Origin of the sequence: Dactylosporangium sp. NPDC051485 (assembly GCF_040682015.1) — a bacterium.
Taxonomy (GTDB): domain Bacteria; phylum Actinomycetota; class Actinomycetes; order Mycobacteriales; family Micromonosporaceae; genus Dactylosporangium.
Map to the genome: position 1 here is coordinate 1 of NZ_JBFAZW010000102.1, position 17,385 is coordinate 17,385.

At 73.3% G+C, this 17,385-nt stretch carries 13 protein-coding genes and 1 tRNA gene; 8 read left to right on the plus strand and 6 right to left on the minus strand.

All coding sequences use genetic code 11. The features are described 5' to 3' along the window. Nucleotides 1-499 precede the first annotated feature (499 nt). The 3 genes from AB0M46_RS40125 to AB0M46_RS40135 are packed head-to-tail and all read left to right on the plus strand — an operon-like array spanning nucleotide 500 to nucleotide 5,380. Entirely contained in the window at nucleotides 500-1,570 is a 1,071-nt protein-coding gene (locus AB0M46_RS40125) for a DUF559 domain-containing protein (protein ID WP_363345122.1), read from the plus strand. Between the two features lie 7 nt (nucleotides 1,571-1,577). Then, on the plus strand, nucleotides 1,578-2,258 hold the full coding sequence (locus tag AB0M46_RS40130; RefSeq protein WP_363345123.1) for a hypothetical protein: 681 nt from the start codon (nucleotides 1,578-1,580) through the stop codon (nucleotides 2,256-2,258). Further along, nucleotides 2,255-5,380: an ATP-binding protein gene (locus AB0M46_RS40135; RefSeq protein WP_363345124.1), complete on the plus strand. Its 3,126-nt coding sequence runs from the start codon at nucleotides 2,255-2,257 to the stop codon at nucleotides 5,378-5,380. The genes AB0M46_RS40130 and AB0M46_RS40135 overlap by 4 nt, the downstream gene beginning before the upstream one ends. A 43-nt stretch (nucleotides 5,381-5,423) precedes the next feature. Here the strand turns inward: AB0M46_RS40135 and AB0M46_RS40140 are convergent, their stop codons facing one another. Further along, nucleotides 5,424-5,675, minus strand: coding sequence for a PspC domain-containing protein (locus AB0M46_RS40140; protein ID WP_363345125.1), 252 nt, complete (start codon nucleotides 5,673-5,675; stop codon nucleotides 5,424-5,426). Between the two features lie 198 nt (nucleotides 5,676-5,873). Here AB0M46_RS40140 and AB0M46_RS40145 point away from each other — a divergent pair, with 198 nt between their 5' ends. The 3 genes from AB0M46_RS40145 (at nucleotide 5,874) to AB0M46_RS40155 (ending at nucleotide 8,957) form a co-directional block, all read left to right on the plus strand. Further along, entirely contained in the window at nucleotides 5,874-6,650 is a 777-nt protein-coding gene (locus AB0M46_RS40145) for an ABC transporter ATP-binding protein (protein ID WP_363345126.1), read from the plus strand. Continuing rightward, on the plus strand, nucleotides 6,635-8,347 hold the full coding sequence (locus AB0M46_RS40150; protein ID WP_363345127.1) for a hypothetical protein: 1,713 nt from the start codon (nucleotides 6,635-6,637) through the stop codon (nucleotides 8,345-8,347). Before AB0M46_RS40145 ends, AB0M46_RS40150 begins: the two co-directional genes overlap by 16 nt. 82 nt (nucleotides 8,348-8,429) lie before the next feature. Beyond that, a complete protein-coding gene (locus AB0M46_RS40155; RefSeq protein WP_363345128.1) occupies nucleotides 8,430-8,957 on the plus strand; it encodes a DinB family protein in 528 nt (175 codons plus the stop codon). Between the two features lie 29 nt (nucleotides 8,958-8,986). Here the strand turns inward: AB0M46_RS40155 and AB0M46_RS40160 are convergent, their stop codons facing one another. The 5 genes from AB0M46_RS40160 to AB0M46_RS40180 all read right to left on the minus strand — a co-directional run bounded on the left by AB0M46_RS40160 (nucleotide 8,987) and on the right by AB0M46_RS40180 (nucleotide 13,795). Beyond that, the gene (locus AB0M46_RS40160) at nucleotides 8,987-9,283 is read right to left on the minus strand and encodes a DUF1905 domain-containing protein (protein ID WP_363345129.1); all 297 of its coding nucleotides are present in this window, start codon (nucleotides 9,281-9,283) and stop codon (nucleotides 8,987-8,989) included. Further along, complete coding sequence (locus AB0M46_RS40165; protein ID WP_363345130.1) at nucleotides 9,280-10,017, minus strand: DUF429 domain-containing protein; 738 nt, start codon at nucleotides 10,015-10,017, stop codon at nucleotides 9,280-9,282. The genes AB0M46_RS40160 and AB0M46_RS40165 overlap by 4 nt, the downstream gene beginning before the upstream one ends. Nucleotides 10,018-10,024: 7 nt before the next feature. Continuing rightward, entirely contained in the window at nucleotides 10,025-11,836 is a 1,812-nt protein-coding gene (locus AB0M46_RS40170) for an Hsp70 family protein (protein ID WP_363345131.1), read from the minus strand. A gap of 408 nt (nucleotides 11,837-12,244) precedes the next feature. Further along, nucleotides 12,245-13,756: a hypothetical protein gene (locus tag AB0M46_RS40175; protein ID WP_363345132.1), complete on the minus strand. Its 1,512-nt coding sequence runs from the start codon at nucleotides 13,754-13,756 to the stop codon at nucleotides 12,245-12,247. Continuing rightward, nucleotides 13,723-13,795: transfer RNA gene (locus AB0M46_RS40180), tRNA-Arg, on the minus strand. The genes AB0M46_RS40175 and AB0M46_RS40180 overlap by 34 nt, the downstream gene beginning before the upstream one ends. A 108-nt stretch (nucleotides 13,796-13,903) precedes the next feature. Between AB0M46_RS40180 and AB0M46_RS40185 the strand changes: the two genes are divergently transcribed. Both AB0M46_RS40185 and AB0M46_RS40190 read left to right on the plus strand, forming a co-directional pair. Continuing rightward, complete coding sequence (locus tag AB0M46_RS40185) at nucleotides 13,904-16,327, plus strand: hypothetical protein (protein ID WP_363345133.1); 2,424 nt, start codon at nucleotides 13,904-13,906, stop codon at nucleotides 16,325-16,327. Next, nucleotides 16,311-17,336, plus strand: coding sequence for an enolase C-terminal domain-like protein (locus tag AB0M46_RS40190; RefSeq protein ID WP_363345134.1), 1,026 nt, complete (start codon nucleotides 16,311-16,313; stop codon nucleotides 17,334-17,336). The genes AB0M46_RS40185 and AB0M46_RS40190 overlap by 17 nt, the downstream gene beginning before the upstream one ends. Nucleotides 17,337-17,385 lie beyond the last annotated feature (49 nt).

The window sequence follows — 17,385 nt, forward strand, 5'->3', positions numbered from 1 at the left end:
GAACCCGGAAGCTAAGCCCTCCAGCGCCGATGGTACTGCACCCGAGAGAGTGTGGGAGAGTAGGACGCCGCCGGACAAACCTTCGCCAGGGGCCCACCGATTACGGTGGGCCCCTGATGCGTTTTCCGGGACCCGAAAACAGAGCGGCCGCCCCTACGGGCGGCCGTTTTGCTGTTTGTCGGGCGGAGTTGTGTCCAGGGGCGAGCAGCAGCGTCGAAGCCCGGCGATATACGAGGCGCGGGGCGAATCGCGGGCCCGCGCGGGCGGATAGGCAACGTCAGAAGGCGGGCGAGACGGGGCGGGGGCTCCTGCACGGCGGCATCAGGGTAATAGCCGCCGGGTTCCGATCCCGGCACACACCGTGAACTACCACCTTCGGCAGACCTTCCAGGAGCTTGGCGTCGTGTCGCGGGTCGGCCTCGCCGGCTACGCCGACCCGGAATGAGTCAGGTGAAGGGATGGCTGCGCGTGATTAATTCGTGGCGTACGGTCGGGAATCGTGAGCTCAGGGGTTCGGTGGTGGTCCGAGCCGCCTGTCGGCCAGGCCAGCTTCCTGGCCGACGTCGACCCCGCGCTACTGAGCGTGGGGCTCGACCCGCTTCCCGCCGGCGCCCCGGCGGTTGTGCGGTTCCATCCGCCGCCGGGGTTGTCCGTGGGCCGGTACGTCGGCGCGTTCCTCGACGCGCTCGACAGGGCCGCGATGAGTCTCTTCCCGGGCTGGCTCTCCGGGGCCGAGCGGCTGGACGGCCCGTCGTCGCTGGGCGTCGAGGCCGTGCGGGCACTCGCCACTCGGATGGCCGCCGGGACCGAGCACTTCGGGCCGTTCCTCGTGGCCGCCGCCGAGCGGGCGCTGCGCATCCGCGGAGGCCTGGGCCCCGGCGACGGGCCGCGGTTCCCGGCCGAGGTCCGCGCCCGCGGGCTCCGCGCGCTGCTGGCCGAGGCATACCAGCGTGACCACGTGGCAGTGCTGGTCGACGTCCCGGCCGGCCTCCTGCCCGCGGACGAGCATGCCTTGGCCGCCGCCGCGCAGTGGCTCGCCGAGCACGGGCGCTTCACCGTGTGGCTGGCGGGGCCGAGACTGCGCAGCGTCGACCGCATCCCGGTGATCCGGGTCCGCCTGCCGGCCGACCTCGCCGGGCTTGCCGAAGGGGCCGGGCCGGGGCCGGAGCCCGCCGGTGGCGCCGAGCTGCCGCTGCTGAGCTTCCCGCCGCTGTCCGGGGCGCCGCGGTCCGACAGCGCGGCCGAGCAGGCCCTGGAGCGAGCGCTCGCGCCGCAGGAGTGGGCGCGGGGGCGCCGGTGGAACGAGGTGCTGGAGTGGCACGTGTTGGGTAGGGCATACCGCCTCGACCTCTTCTGGCCCGACGACCGCCTCGTCGTTGAGGTTGACGGGGACGAGCACCGGCAGCAGTGGCAGTACGCCGACGACCGCCGCCGCGACGCCCAGCTGCAACTGCTCGGCCACGCCGTCCTGCGCTTCACCAACGAGCAGGTCCTCACCGATCCGTACGCTGTCAGCATTACCATCCGCGACCTCTTGCTGCTTCGTCGTAACGCTCCGAACCGGAAATGAGGCCCCAATGGCAACTGAAGACGTCCCGAGCCTCACCCCGAACCAGATTCTGGCGCTGGTGGTGCTCATGTCCGAGGCACGCGAGCTGGACAACAACGAACTGAAGGCGCTCGCCGGCTTCTCGCTCACCGGCAACGACAACAAGAAGCTGGAGACGCTCGGCGTCATCCAGACCGACCGGTCCCACCGGCCGTTCTCCCACGAGCTCACCGACAAGGGCTGGCGGGTGATGCGCGACCTGCACACCACCGAGCCCCCGAAGGCCGGCAAGTCGGCGACGCGCACCCTGCTGACCTTGCTCGGCAACATCCACCGCTCGCTGGAGCAGCTGCAGGTCACGCACGGCGTGAAGCTCAGCGAGGGGGAGTTCTTCCGGCAGGTGCGAGGGGAGAGCGTCGAGGGCGCAGTGCTCGGCGAGACCGCCGGGGACGCCGAGGCGCAGGTGCGCGCGGCCTACGCGGAGCTGGCCCCGGGTCCAGGCGAGTGGGTCGGCCTCGCCGACCTGCGCGACAAGCTCGCGAGCCTCGAGCGCGCGGAGGTCGACCGGGCCCTGATGGCGCTGCTCGACCGGGGCGACGTGCGCATCATCCCGGTCGCCAACACCAAGGCGTTGAAGCCCCGCGACATTGCGGCCGCCCTGCGGATCGGCGGGGAGGACAACCACACGCTGTCGATCGGCCGGTCATGATCGGCGACCAGGTCCGCGCCGCGCTCGAGGAGCTGCACCTCAACCCGGCGCCGACGCCCAACGACATCTGGCACCCATCGCCCTACAACGTCCCGGAGCTGCACGAGCGCTCGGTGCGCGAGATCCTCAGCGGGGTTGGCAAGGCACGCCGCAGCGACCGGACCCAACCGCAGGGCGTGGCACTGCTGGGCCGCGCCGGCTCTGGCAAGACCCACCTGCTCGGCGCGGTGCGCGAGACGATCCAGAATGCCGACGGCGGCGGCTACTTCTTCCTGGTGAACATGATCAACGGTCGGTCGTTCTGGGAGGCGACCGTCCAGGGGATGATCACCGGCCTCACCCGCGAAGAGAAGGTCTGGGGCACACAGCTCAAAAGCTTCCTGTTCCGGCTCACCTCGCAGTTGAACATCCGGGCCGCCGAGGTGCGCGCCGCGGTCGCCGGCAATGCGCCGCTGAGCCGCGCGCACCTGGACACGTTCATCCGGGGCCTGCGCGAGTATGACGACGCCACCGGCCGCGAGTGCCAGGACACCGCGCGGGCGCTGGTGCTCTACGGCTCGTCCGACTTCGACCTCCAGGACATCGGGCAGGCCCACCTCATCTCGGAGCCGACCGAGCCCGCGGACCGCACCGACTGGGGCTTCACCGGCTCGGTCCGCAAGCCCCAGGAGGTCGTGCGCGACATCTCCCGGCTGATCGCCCTGACGCTCAGCCCCAGCGTGATCGCCATCGACCAGCTCGACACCCTCTTCGCCCAGAGCACCGCCGCGTTCTTCGACCGCGAGGCCGTGTTCGATGCCGAGCAGGCCAGCCTGGCCGGCCAGGTCGCCGACGGTCTGCTCAACCTCCGCGACAGCACCCAGCGCACGCTCGTCGTGATGTCGTGCCTGCCCGACACCTGGGAGCTGATGAAGAAGACCGCGGCCACGCCGGTGGTCCAGCGCTTCCGGGAGACCGTCCTGCCCGACCGGATCAACAGCGCCGAGATCGCCCGAGCCATCGTGGCCAAGCGCCTGACGGCGGCCTACAGCGCCTACCACGTGCCGGTGCCCTACGACACCTGGCCGGTCCGCCCGGAGGCATTCGACGAGGCCCGGCACTTCACCCCGCGCGACCTGCTGCGCCGGGTCGAGGAGCACCTGCACCGCTGCCTCGACAACGACGAGGTCGTCGAGCTGCATCGTTTTGACGCACCGAGTCCCCCGCCGCCGCCCGGGCAGCCGCAGCCCGGGGATCTCGGCCACCTCGACGCGATGTTCGCCGGGCTCGTCTCGTCGGCCGACGTCTCTCGGGCGCTCGACAAGCGCAGCGAGGACCTGGAGATGCCGCAGCTGCTCGCCGCCGCGATCGGCGCGTGGATCGGCGAGCGGGTCCCGACCGGCGTGGTGTACAAGCAGGACCCGCCGCCGGGCGCGAACCCGGCGCTGCACGGCCGGCTGATCCAGGTGCTCGACGAGGCGACCGAGAACGAGGCCCACTGGGGACTGCGCGCGATCGCCCATGACAACGCCCGGGCGGCCACCGCCCGGATCCGCAACGCCTGCGTGATGTCGGGCCTCGACCGGGCGATCCCGCAGCGCCGGCTGATCCTCCTGCGCCGCGACGACTGGCCGTCCGGGCCCCGGACGAAGCAGACGGTCGAGGAGTTCCTGGCCGCCGGCGGCGTGTGGCACAAGATCGACGACGCCGATCTCAAGGTGTTCGACGCGCTGCGGCGCATGCAGGCGGTGCCGCACGCCCTGCTCGGCGAGTGGCTGGTGTCCCGGCGACCGGCGAGCAGGACGGCCTTGTTCCAAGGAATCTTCGGCCCTCCGAGCGAGGCGCCGGCACTCGAACCTGAAGTGGCGCCGGCGCCGGAAGTGGTCGAGCCAGAGCCGCAACGGCAAGGCGATGGGCGCACCATCCGACTCGGCAAGCTCATGCAGAGCGAGGAGCCGCTCGTCGTCGACCTCGAGTCGCTGCGCAAGCACACCGTGATCTTCGCCGGCTCCGGATCGGGCAAGACCGTGCTCATCCGCCGCCTGGTCGAGGAGTGCGCCCGGCAAGGCGTCTCGTCGATCGTGCTCGACCCCAACAACGACCTCGCGCGGCTCGGCGACCCGTGGCCCGAGCCGCCGTCGGGCTGGGGGCCGGGCGACGAGGAGCGCGCCCGCGACTACCTGGAGCACACCGACGTCGCGGTGTGGACCCCGGGCGTGGGCGGCGGCCGGCCGCTGACCTTCCAGCCGCTGCCGGACTTCGCGCCCGTGCGCGACTCGCAGGACGAGTTCGCCCAGGCGATTCGGGCGGCGGTCGAGGCGCTCGCCCCGCGGGCCGGCGTCAGCGGCACGACCAAGCTGGCCGTGCAGGGCAAGGCGGTGCTCACCGAGGCGCTGCGGGCGTACGCCCACGGCAACCGGGTCGGCCTGGAGGGCTTCACCGACTTTCTCGGCGACCTGCCCGAGGACGTGAGCCGGATGAGCCGGGCGGGCAAGCTGGCCGACGACCTGGCCGAGACGCTCAAGGCCGCGATGGTCAACGACCCGCTGTTCGGTGGGCGGGGCGCAGCGGCCGACCCGGCCGAGTTGCTGACGCCGCCGCCGGGCAAACGGGCCCGGATCTCGGTCATCAGCTTCATCGGCCTGATGTCCGACGAGGAGCGGCAGGGCTTCGTCAATCAGCTGCAGATGGCGCTGTTCACCTGGCTCAAGCGCAACCCGGCCGGCGACCGCCCGCTCGGCGGCCTGTTCATCATGGACGAGGCGCAGACGCTGGCCCCGTCGAGCGGCACGACCCCGTCGACCGCAAGCACGATCACGTTGGCGTCGCAGGCGCGCAAGTACGGCCTCGGCCTGGTTTTCGCCACCCAGGCACCCAAGGGGCTGCACAACCAGATCTCGGGCAACGCGACGACGCAGTTCTTCGGGCTGCTCAACGCCCCGGCTCAGATCGACGCGGCCAAGGAGCTGGCCCAGGCCAAGGGCGCCCGGCTGCCGGACATCGGCAGCCTCGGCAGCGGGCAGTTCTACGCCGCCGGTGAGGGGTTCTCGTTCGTGAAGGTCCGTACGCCGTTGTGCCTGTCGTACCACCCGAAGGCGCCGCTGTCCCCGGAGGAGGTGCTCCAGCGGGCCCGGCGCCGATAGGCCTAGGTGCCGCCGTCGAGGCGGCGGCACCCGGCGTCCGTGTTCAGAGGACCGGTGAGGCCGGCGAGACAGGGGCGGGGGCCTCCTGCTCGGCGGGCATCAGGATCCACAGGATCGGGTAGATCAGGATCTGGCTGCCCGGGATCGCCAGCAGGATCAGGACGAACAGCAGGCGGGCGAGCCAGGGGTCGATGCCGAACCGGCGGCCCAGGCCGGCGACCACGCCGCCGAGGACCCGGCCCTGGGTCGGGCGGACAAGGCCGTTCTGGCGCATCGAGCCGTGCACGGTTTCCATCGTCTTGCTCCATTCAGGTGCAGTACCGGATCTGATGGAACAAGCATGGCTGGCCGAGGGGGTCCAGGGCATCGGGGAGCGACCCCGGCGTCACCCTGGGCCGCGGACCCTCATGCGGGTCGGGGTGTAGGTAGCCCCACCCCGGGTGGATATCCAGGGTCAGTCCGCCAGCGCGGCGGGATTCGTAGGTTCAGATGCATGAGCGAGCACACGCGGCGGGGCCCGGCGCTGGAGATCCGGGGGCTGAGCAAGCGGTACGGGGACAAGGTGGCCGTTGCCGGTGTCGACCTCGACGTGCCGCAGGGGTCGTTCTTCGGCCTGGTCGGGCAGAACGGCGCCGGGAAGACCACCACGCTGTCGATGGCGACCGGGCTGCTGCGGCCCGACGGCGGGACCGCGCGGATCTTCGGGGCGGACGTCTGGGGGGAGCCGCAGAAGGCGAAGGCGCTGGTCGGGGTGCTGCCCGACGGGCTGGCGATGCCCGAGCGGCTCACCGGGCGGGAGGTGCTCACGTACCTCGGCCGGCTGCGGGGGATGCCGAGGGACGTCGTGGCGGGGCGGGCCGATGAGCTGCTGCGGGTGCTGGAGCTCGACGAGGCCGAGTCGGCGCTCGTCATCGAGTACTCCACCGGGATGCGCAAGAAGATCGGGCTGGCCACGGCGCTGCTGCACGGGCCGCGGCTGCTGGTGCTGGACGAGCCGTTCGAGGCGGTCGACCCCGTGTCGGCGGCGGCGATCAAGGGGATGCTGCGCGGGTTCGTCGCCGGGGGCGGGTCGGTCGTGCTGTCCAGCCACGTGATGGCGCTGGTCGAGCAGCTGTGTGACCACGTGGCCGTCGTCGACCGGGGGGCCGTGGTGGCGGCCGGGGCGCTCGACGACGTCAGGGACGGGCGGTCGCTGGAAGAGGTGTTCGTGGGGCTGGTCGGCGGGGAGCGGGCCGCAATGAAGGGGGAGCTGTCGTGGCTGTCGCGATGACCATGGCGCAGATGAAGATCGCGATGCTGCGGCACTCGCTGCGCGGGCAGCGGGCGCAGACGGCGGGGACCGGAGCGGTGCTCGGGGCCGTGCTGGCGGCGGGGACCGTCTACCTCGGGTTCCTGGGGCCGGACCTGCTGGCCGCGGGGTACGCGGTGTGGCTGCTGGGCTGGATGCTCGGGCCGGTGTTCATGGGCGGCGGCGACGAGACGCTGCGGCCGGAGTACTTCGCCCCGCTCGGGCTGCCCGCGCGCCGGTTGGCGGTCGGGCTGCTGGCCGCCGCCTTCGTCGGGGTGGCGCCGGTGGTCAGCCTGGCGGCGCTGCTCGGGATGGTGGTGGCGGGGGCGCGGATCGGGGTGGTCAACGCGCTGGTGGCCCTGCCGGCGGCGGCGCTCACGCTGGCCCTGTTCGTGCTGGCGTCCAAGGTGGCGGTCGGGCTGGTCGGGCTGGCGCTGCGGACCCGGGCCGGGGCGATCGGGGCCGGGCTGGTCAACGGGGCGATCCTGGCCTCGCTCGGGCAGGTCTGGGTCTTCATGGCGGCGTTCGGGCAGACCGGCCCGCCGGCCGCGGTGTGGTGGCTGCCGTCGGGGTGGGGGCTGCTGGCCGTCCGGGGGCAGTGGTGGGCCCTGGCGCCGCTCGCCCTGGTGGTACTGCTCCTGCTCGTTGCCTGGGCGGCCCTTCTTAGCCGGCGGGCCGGGGCGAGCCGGCCGCGGACCGGTCAGCGGGCGTCCACAGTGGACAGTGTGATGGGCAAGGAGCTTCGGACCTGGTCGCGCGATCTGGTGCGCAACCACGGGCTGGCGTTCGCCCTGTCCTACGGGGTCTGCTTCGCCGGCAGCCCGCTGCTGATCGGGTGGGCCGGCATGCTCCCGTACGCCGGCCCGATCTTCGTCGCGATGGCGGCGGCGATGACCGCGAACCAGTACGGCAACGACGGCACCGCGCTCTGGCTCACCATCCTCACGCCGGGGGCGAGCGACGTGCGCGGCCGGCAGTCGGCCTGGCTGGCCGCGATCGGGCCGGTCGCGGCGGCGCTGACCGTCGGGTGCACGGCGATCGCGGGCGGGCCGTGGCCGCTGGTGCTGGCGCTGCTGCCGGCGCTGCTGGGCGCGGCGGCCGGGCTGGTGCCGCTCGTGTCGGTCTACGCGCTCGTGCCGGCCACGGACCCGCACCGGCGAGCCGGCAACCCGCTGCGGATCAGCGAGGACGACGGCGGGCTGACCGGGCTGGCGTACCTCATGCTCGCCCTCGTCGTCGCGGCCGCCCTGCCGGCGGCGCTGGTCGCGGTGTGGTTCGGCTGGGCCGGGGTGGCCGTCGGGCTGGCCACCGGCGGGCTGTCCTGGTGGGGCCTCGGGCTGCTGGCCGAGCGCCGGCTGCGCTCGCACGGGCCCGAGCTGCTGCAGGCCATGCGGACCGGGCGCAAGCCGAAGGGCGCCGGCGCGGTGCGTTTCCGCCTCGACGGGCTCTCCCGTGGCCGCCGGTCGATCGCGGTCTGGGGCCTCAGTTTCGGGGCGGTTCCGCTGGTACCGCAGGGCATCGTCGCCGGGATCTTCGTCGCCAATGGCCACCTGCGCCACTCCTGGTTCCTGGCCACCTATGCGCCGGCCGGGTGGCGGTACCCGGTCGCGGCCGCGTTCGTCCTGCTGGGGCTGGCCATGTACGGGTCCGCCCTCTGGGTGGTCAGCGCAAAAAAGTAGTAGCGGACCGGAGTTGACCGCTTCTCGCCGTACCGTCGAATCGTCAGCACGACGGGAACCGACACCGACAAGGGTGATGAGCATGAGCGCGACCATTTCGAACACCGTGACCGGCGAGCGGGCCGACCTGCTCGAGTCGCTCGGCAAGGCCCGGTTCTTCCTGCGGTTCACCGCCCGGGACCTCACCGACGAGCAGGCGGCGCAGCGCAGCACGGTCAGCGCACTGTCGATCGGCGGGCTGGTCAAGCACGTGACGGCGGTGGAGCGGCAGTGGGCGCGGTTCATCGTGGAGGGCACCGAGGCGATGGCGGTCAACGACGACCCGGCGGCGTGGGCCACCTACGCCGACGGCTTCCGCCTGCTGCCCGGCGAGACGCTGGCCGGGGTGCTGGCCGACTACGAGCGGGTGGCCGCGGAGACCGACGAGCTGGTGCGCACCCTGGCCGACCTCGACGTCAGCCACCCGCTGCCGGCGGCGCCGTGGTTCGAGCCCGGCGCCCGCTGGAGCGCCCGTCGCACGTTCCAGCACATCTTCGCCGAGACCGCCCAGCACGCCGGGCACGCGGACATTATCCGCGAGGCGATCGACGGCTCGAAGTCCATGGGCTGAGCGAGGGGCCGCGCCCCGGTTGGGTGGGCTCAGACGAGCTCGACCGTGACCGAGGCGGTGTCGCCCGCGGACAGGGACTCGGCGCGGCGGACGCTCTTCTTGACCGGCAGGACGTAGGTGCCCTCGGGGCCGCCCGGGAAGATCGAGGTACGCCAGGTGCTCGTGCCGATGCGGACCTGGACGCGGACCGAGCCGAAGCCGCGGCGGTCCCCGTCGGTCAGCTCGCGGATCTCGTCGGAGGCGTCGGCCGGCAGCGTGATGAAGGTCCACGTGTCGGCGCGGCGGGCGTCCCAGATCCACAGCTCGGCGTCGAACTCCACGATCATGAGGCCTCCGGCAGGTCGTCGAGATCCGCCGTCGGTACCGCGATCCAGCCCTCGACCCGCGCCGGCGCGAGCTGCGCCGGGTCGGGGCGGGTGGCGCGGCCCAGGGCGGCGGCCCGGGCGGTGAGCGCGGCGATCACCGCGTCGAATGCGTCGTGGCTGGCCCGCATGAGCGGCTCGTGGCCGCCGAGGTCCAGCCAGGCCCGGGCGCGCAGGGCGTCGACCAGCGGGTCGTGCCGGCCCTTGTACCCGCGGTGGGTCAGGGCCCAGCGGCGCAGGGCGGCGGCCGGGTAGGCCTCGACGATCGCGCCGGACCCCGAGCGGTCCACGTCGACGCCGTCGGCGGCGAGGGTGGCCAGGATCGCGGCGCAGCGCATCGCCGCGTGGGCCAGGCGGTCGGCCGAGACGCTCAGCGGGATCAGCCCGAGGTCGGCCCGGACGACCTCGTCCGTCGTGCGGTACACCATGGCCCGCCGCCACGCGGCCCCGCCACCTGGGGTGGGCAGGTCGGCGGCGTGGCCGGCGCGGTGGGCGACGAGGAGCCGGGTGAACGGCTCGGGCCAGCCCAGGGCGCAGTCGATGCCAGTCTTGGCGCAGGTCGGCACCACCGCGACGATGTCGGCGTCGGACACGCCGAGGCGAAGGTCGCGCAGCACGGCGCGGCCCGGCGACCACTTGATGACGGCCAGGGCGGTGCGCTCGTCGGCGGCGGCGAGGTCGACGCCCGCGGTGCGCATGCGGGGCTCAGCCGCGGGTCAGCGCGGCGTTCGCGGTGTAGGTGGCCACGTCCGGACGGTACGCGATCTCCAGGCTGCCGTTCGGGCCGAGGTGCATGGTCATGATGCCGGTCGGGGTGCAGCGGCCCGAGGTGATCGCCTCCTGGGCCCGGATCACGCCGCCGCTGACCGACAGCACGGTGACGGTGCCCTGGCAGCCGGCGTCGGGGTAGCGGACCTGGGCGATCTTCGAGCCGGCCGTGACGACCAGGCTCATCTGGTACACCTTGTTGTTGTCCTGCACGTAGGAGCCGCCCCAGCTGCCGGCCCACGTGGACGGGTACTCGATCGCGGCCTCGGTCGCCTGGACCGCGGCCGGGGCCGGTGCGGTGGTGGTCGGCGCGGTTCCCACGACGACGGTGGGCACGGGCCCGGCGTTGTCCGAGCTGGAGTTGGCGGCCGGCAGCCACGGGCGGGTCACGGCGAGCACGGCGCCCGCGGCGACCAGCGCGGCCACGATCGCGATGAGGACGAGCATGCCGATCGGGCGGCGGCGCTCGGGCACGCCGTGCCACGTCGGCGGCATCGGCGCGGGTGGTGAGGTGCTCACGAACGGCGGCGGCGGCGCCGAGATCGGAGGGGCGCTGACCGGCATCGACATCGGCGCGGGGGACATCGGTGCGGTCACCGGCGGGGCGCTGATCTGGGCCATCGTGGCGAACGGGGTCACCGGGCCGGCGGAGACGGGAGCCGGGGCCGGGGCCGCGGTCACCGGGCGATCGCACAGGGCGCCCTCGGCCACCACCAGCTCCGGTTGGTCGATCACGGTCGGGGCGATGCGCAGCGTCCGGTGCAGCAGGGTGGCGGCGAGCGGGATCCGCGACGAGCCGCCGACCAGGAACACCCCGCCGATGCGCTCCGGCGGGATACCGGCGTTCTGCAGCGTGGTCAGGGTCATGGCCGCCGTCCGGTCCAGCTGCGCCGTGGCCGCCTTCTCGAACTCCTCCCGGGTCAGGCGCACCTGGCGGTCCACGAGGGGGAGGTGGAGATCCCCGCTGGCGTACCGCGAGAGCTGCTCCTTCACCGCCCGCGCCGACTGCCACAGGGTCTGGCGGGCCTGTTGGTCGGCCGGGGTCTGCGGCCAGTCGAGGCGGCGCCACGCGTCGGTGGCGGTCGCCGTCGCGGTGCGCGCGTGGTCCACCACGGCGGCGTCCAGGTCGAGCCCGCCGACGTCGGGCAGGCCGGCCGAGGCGAGCACCTCGAAGCCGCCGGGCGCCGGCAGCAGCACGCTCAGGTCGAACGTGCCGGCGCCGAGGTCGTACACCACGATCACCCGGCCGGGCGGGATGCGCCGGTCGAGGACGGTGGCGAAGTACGCGGCCGCGGCGACCGGCTCGGGCACGAGCTTCACCGGCCCGATCCCGGCGGCTTGCGCCGCGGCGGTGAGCACCCCGAGCCGGGGGCGGCCCCAGGCGGCCGGGTGGGTGAGCACGACGTCGCCGACCCGCTCGCCGGCGACCCGGCTCGCCTCGGTGTGCACGCGGTGCAGCACGGCGGCGATGAGGTGCTCGATCGGGAACTCCCGTTCGCCGAGCCACACCGCCCGGTCGTCGATGCGCCGCTTCGGGTTGGCCTCGAAGCCGGCCGGCGCGCCGATCGCCGAGCGGACCGCGTCCGCGCCGACCAGCAGCCCGGTCTCCGGCCCGGCGAAGACCGCCGAGGGCAGCAAGGGGGAGCCGTCGAACAGCAGCGGTCGCACCTGCCCGTCCGGTCCGGCCAGCGCCGCGACCGTGTTCGACGTGCCGAAATCGATGCCCAGCCGATGCCCGCCGCCGCTCACAGTGGCGACCCTACGGGTAGCCGGTGGCCGGATGGCATGCCCCGCTCGGGTCGTTCGCACCGGTCCGACCGGCTGAACGGCTCCACGGCCCGCCGGCGAGCCCCCGGCCATTGGCACACTCCCCGGAGCACAACCGGCGGAAGGTACGTGAACGTGCCGCCGCCGACCCCCCCAACCGGCAACGGGCGGCCTGCCGGTCACCGGCGCGCCCGCGGGCCCGCTGGCGCTGGCCGGCCTCGCCATGGTGCTCGCCGGATTCGGCCTGCTGCGGCCATGGCAGCGCCGCACGCTGCCCGGCCCGCGGTAGGGAAACGCGGGAGGGCACCACCACCAACGCCCGCCCGGTCAGGCTCGGCCACCCCGCCGAGCCTGACCGGCCTCGCGGGTCGGCACGATTTCGTGGACCTTCTACTCCTCGTGGAGGAACTGCAGGTCCCGGGAGTGGCCGCGGCTGTGGGCGATGGTCTGCGGGGTCGTGCCGTGGACGGTCGCGGCCCTGGGATTGGCCCCGGCGGCCACCAGGCGGCGCAGCAGGCCCGGATCGGCGCCGTTCATCACGCCGACGTAGAGCGGCGTGCGCCCGATCCGGTCCGGCACGTCGATCGGCAGCCCGGTGGCCAGCACCGGCTCCAGCGCCTTCTCCCAGTCCAGCCACATGACCATGTGCAGCAGCGTCCAGCCGTTGCCGGCGCGCATCAGCGGGTCGATGGTGCCCGCCGCGAGGCCCTCGAGGAGGTACGGCGTGTCGCCGTGCTGCAGCCGCTCGACCACCGCGCGGCGGTGCTCGCGCAGGGCGCGGGGCAGGCGGCCCTCGCCCGTGCGCCAGGCGGCCTCGGCGGCGTAGCAGCCTCCGCTCGCGCCGCCCAGGGAGCGCAGGGCGGCCTCGCGCCGTTGCTCGGTCTCGTCGTGCTCGTGCAGCTGCAGCGCGCCCTTGGCGATCGACAGCCGGTGCCAGTCCGCGCCGCATCGCACCCGGAAGTGTCCGGATGCCGGCGCCGAGCCGGACAGGGCGGGCCCGCCGGACGGATCGCTGAACAGCGCCGACCGGATCAGCGGATGCAGGTCGGCGGGGGTCATCAGGCCCGCCGACAGCAGGGCCAGATCCGGCGGGACGGTGCCGGTCGGGATGCGCACCGGGACCTCCATCCACTCGCCCGGGTAGGAGGCCTCCGCGGTCAGGTCCGGCAGGTCGAGGTTGAGGTACGCACCGAAGAGGGTGGCCACGCGCCGCACGCCGAAGGCCGCGCCGGCCGCCCGGGCCTGCTCGGCCACCCCGACGGGGCTGGTCGGGGCGGCGGTGGGGCGCTGCAGCTCGATCTCCTCGCCCTCGGGGAGGGTGATGCCGCACGCCCGCCACGCGGACTCGTGGTCGCCGGAGGACAACATGGCGTACACCTGCGGGCTGATCCAGGCCGAGGACAGCTCGTCGGTGCGGCGCACGTCCCAGGTGTGGCGCGGGGCGAGGTACCAGCGCTCGTACTCCAGCTCCGCGAAGCCGCGCACGTCGAGCTCCAGCCGCTGCGGCCCGGTCGGCGAGCGGGGCAGCCGGATGCGCACCAGCGGCGCCGTGTCCGCACCGGCCGGCGGGGCCAGCACCGCGGCGACCTGCGCCTGCAGCGTGGTCATCCCGCCCCGGTGCCGGGGCAGGTGCCACCAGAGCAGGTCGAGGCACAGGTGCTGCAGGTCGTCCTCGAGGGCGTCGGCGGCCTCGGCGCCGTACTGCGCGCGGACCGCGGCCAGGTCGACGTCGATGTGCACCGGCAGCAGGGCCGCGGCGCCGCGCCAGTCGCCGGCCGCGCGCCGGTCCGCCGCTGCGGCGATCAGCTCCGGGCCGGGCATGCCGGACCGGATGCGGCGCCACTGGGGCAGGTCACGCTCCAGGAAGGGCAGGCCGGCCGGAATCGAACCGGCGTCCTCCATCTTCGCAAGGTGGCGTGTCGACCTCTGCACTACAGCCTGCCGGGATCGAGGGTACCGGCGCCGCGGTGAGGCATGGGCAGAAGGTACCGCACGCACGCTTTGCCGACAGTGTGTAACCAGGGCCCGGTGTAAGGTAGCCGGGTCGAAATGGCCCTTGACGAAGAGGAACCGATGGTCGACGTTGCGTTGCTGCTGGGCGGCCCGTCCGAGGAGCGGGGGATCTCGCTCAACTCGGCACGCTCCGTGGCCGACCACCTGGAAGGCGGGGTCGTCGACCTCAAGGAGATCATCTTCTTCGACCGGCAGGCGCGGCCCTACGCGATTCCCCGCGGCCTGCTGTACTGCAACACCCCCTCCGACTTCGACTTCAAGCTCGGCCACGAGGGCCGCCCGCTGAGCGAGGACGAGTTGATCGACCGGCTGCGCGGCGTCGACCTGGTCTTCCCGGTCATGCACGGCGCGTTCGGCGAGGACGGGCAGGTCCAGGCGCTGCTGGAGCGGGCCGGGGTGCCCTTCGTCGGCACCGGGGCCGAGGCCTGCGCGACCGCCTTCGACAAGTTCCTGGCCAAGGAGGCGCTCGACGCGCGGGGCATCGGCGCGGTGCCCTCCGTGCTGGTCGACGCCGCGATGTCCGACGCCGAGGCCGAGTCGGTCGTCGCCGGGGCGTTCCCCGGAGTCGACAAGCTCGTGCTCAAGCCGGCCAAGGGCGGCTCGAGCATCGACGTGTTCGTGGCCCGGGACCGCGGCGCCGCCGCCGACATCCTCCGGGAGCTGCGCAAGCGGCACGACCGGATCGTGATCCAGCCGCGGATGACCGGCGTCGAGGTCACCACCATCGTGCTGGAGGGCCCGGACGGGCCGGTGTCGCTGATCCCGGTCGAGATCGAGCTGCACAACCGCAGCACCGACGACGAGATCTTCGACTACCGCCGCAAGTATCTGGCCAGCAACGACTCGCACTACCACTGCCCGCCACCGCGCGACGACGAGACGATCGCGCGGATCCAGGGCACCGCCGAGGACGTGTTCACCGCGCTCGGCCTGCGCGACTTCGCCCGCATCGACGGCTGGCTGCAGCCCGACGGCTCGGTGCTCGTCTCCGACGTCAACCCGATCAGCGGCATGGAGCAGAACAGCTTCCTGTTCATCCAGGCCGCCCAGCTGGGCATGTCCCACGCCGACGTGCTGCGCGAGGTCCTGCGCGCCGCCGGGCGCCGGGCCGGTGTGGAAATCTCGGCCGGGTCCGATGTCGCCGCGCAGCACGGACAGGTCGCCGCCGTCCTCTTCGGCGGCGCCACCGCCGAGCGGCAGGTGTCGGTGCTCAGCGGCACCAACGTCTGGCTGAAGCTGGCCCGCTCCGAGCGCTACGCGCCGGTGCCCTACCTCCTGGCCCCCGACGGCAGCGTCTGGCAGGTGTCGTACTCCACCGCGCTGCGCCACTCCGTGGAGGAGATCGTCTACGCCTGCCGCGACGGGGTGCGTCTCGAGGAGCACCGCGCCCGGCTGGCCGCCCGAATCGTCGAGCGCCTCGGCCTGCCCGAGGCGGCCCGCACGGCGAGCGTCGCGCCGCCGGTCCAGCTGAGCATGGACGAGTTCCTGGCCCGCCACGACCTGGTCTTCATCGCCCTGCACGGCGGGATCGGGGAGAACGGCACGCTGCAGGAGCTCTTCGACCGGCACGGCATCCGCTACAACGGCTCCGGGCCGGCGGGCTCGCGGCTGTGCGCGGACAAGTACGAGACGGGCAAGGTCGTGGCGACCCTGGCCGACGAGGGCATTCACACCGCCCGCCGCATCCGCGTGGACGTCCCGCCGTCGGCGGACGACGCCACGGTCGGGGGCCTGTGGCAGGACATCATCACCGAGACCACCGACACCAAGGTCGTGGTCAAGCCCCTCGACGACGGCTGCTCGGCCGGCATCGTCCCGCTGGGCAACGCCGCCGACCTGGGTCGCTATCTCCAGCTCATCAACGCCGACGCGCGGCGCATCCGGGGCGAGGGCTTCTCGCTGCTCAGCCCCGACCAGCTGATCGAGATGCCGACCAGCCGCCCGCAGCACCTGCTCTTCGAGGACTACATCGACACCGACGACGTCCGCGTCGAGCACCACGGCGGCCAGGCCGAGCTGGTCTGGGGCCGTGACCGCGACACGGGCTGGATCGAGGTCACCGTCGGCGTGATCGGCCCGAAGGGCGCCATGGTGGCGATGAACCCGAGCATCACGGTGGCCAGCGCCGGCATTCTCTCCCTGGAGGAGAAGTTCATGGGCGGCACCGGCATCAACATCACGCCGCCCCCCGGCCCGCCGTTCGGCCGCGTCGAGCCCGGCGCCGTCGAGGCGGTCCGCGCCCGCATCGCCCGCACCGCCAACGCGCTGGGCATGGCCGGCTACGGCCGGATCGACGCCTTCATGCACCGCAAGACCGGCGAGGTCATCATCATCGAGGCGAACTCGCTGCCGGGCCTGACCCCGGCGACGGTCTTCTACCACCAGGGGCTGGCCGAACAGCCGCCGGTGCCGCCGCGGCAGATCCTCGAGCGCATCCTGGACCTTGCCACGCATTCGTGAGATCCGGGCGGTGCCGGTGGACGTCGCCCTCACCGAGCCGTTCGCCATCGCCGGGGGCGCGCCGCCGTTCGCTCACAACGTCTTCGTCAGGGTGGAGCTCACCTCGGGCGAGGTCCGCTACGGCGAGGCGGCCCCCTTCACGGCCGTCTCCGGCGAGACCCAGTCCTCGACCCTGGCCGCGATCCGGTCGTGCGCCCCGGCCCTGGTCGGCGCACCCGTCGAGGACCTGCGCGCACTGCGCCCCGTGATGCCGCAGGCTCCCGCCGCGAGGTGCGCCCTGGAGACGGCTCTGTCCGATCTACCTGAAATTTCCGGGCAAAAGGCGCTCGAAACCGACATTACGATCCCGGCCGGCACGGTCGAGCATGCGGTGGCCGCCGCCCACCGCGCGGCGGCCCGGGGATTCGCGACAGTCAAGATCAAGGCCGGCGCCGCGGGCTGGGAAACGGACGCGCGAAGGGTCCGGGCGGTCCACGCCGCCGAGCCCTCCCTGCGCCTGATCGTCGACGCCAACTGTGGCTACACCCTGGCCGAGGCCCGCCGCTTCCTGGGCGCCCTGGGCAACGCCACCCTGGACCTGTTCGAGCAGCCGGTCCTCCCGGAGGCCCTGTCCGACCTGCAGGCCCTGACGGCAGAGGCCCCCATCTGCGCCGACGAGTCGGTCCGCACCCCGCACGACGCCCGGAGGGTGGCCGACCTGGGGGTAGCGGCCATCAACGTGAAGCTGATGAAGTGCGGCGTCCTCGACGCCGAACAGGTCATCGCCACCGCGAAGGACGCCGGCATCCCCTGCATGATCGGCGGCATGATCGAGACCCCGCTGTCCATGTGGTACTCGGCCCGCCTCGCCGCCGCCGACCCGGCCCTGTTCCGCCACATCGACCTGGACACCCCGCTCTTCATGCCGCCGGACGTGGTCACCTCCCCGCTGACCTACGACGGCCCGGCCCTCACCCTGACCGGCGGCCGCCCCGACGCGGGCCGCTGGTTCCCGGCCGGCCCGGCGTAAGAATCGCGGGCCGGCCCGCATTACCTCGTGACGAGAGCGCGAAGGAGTG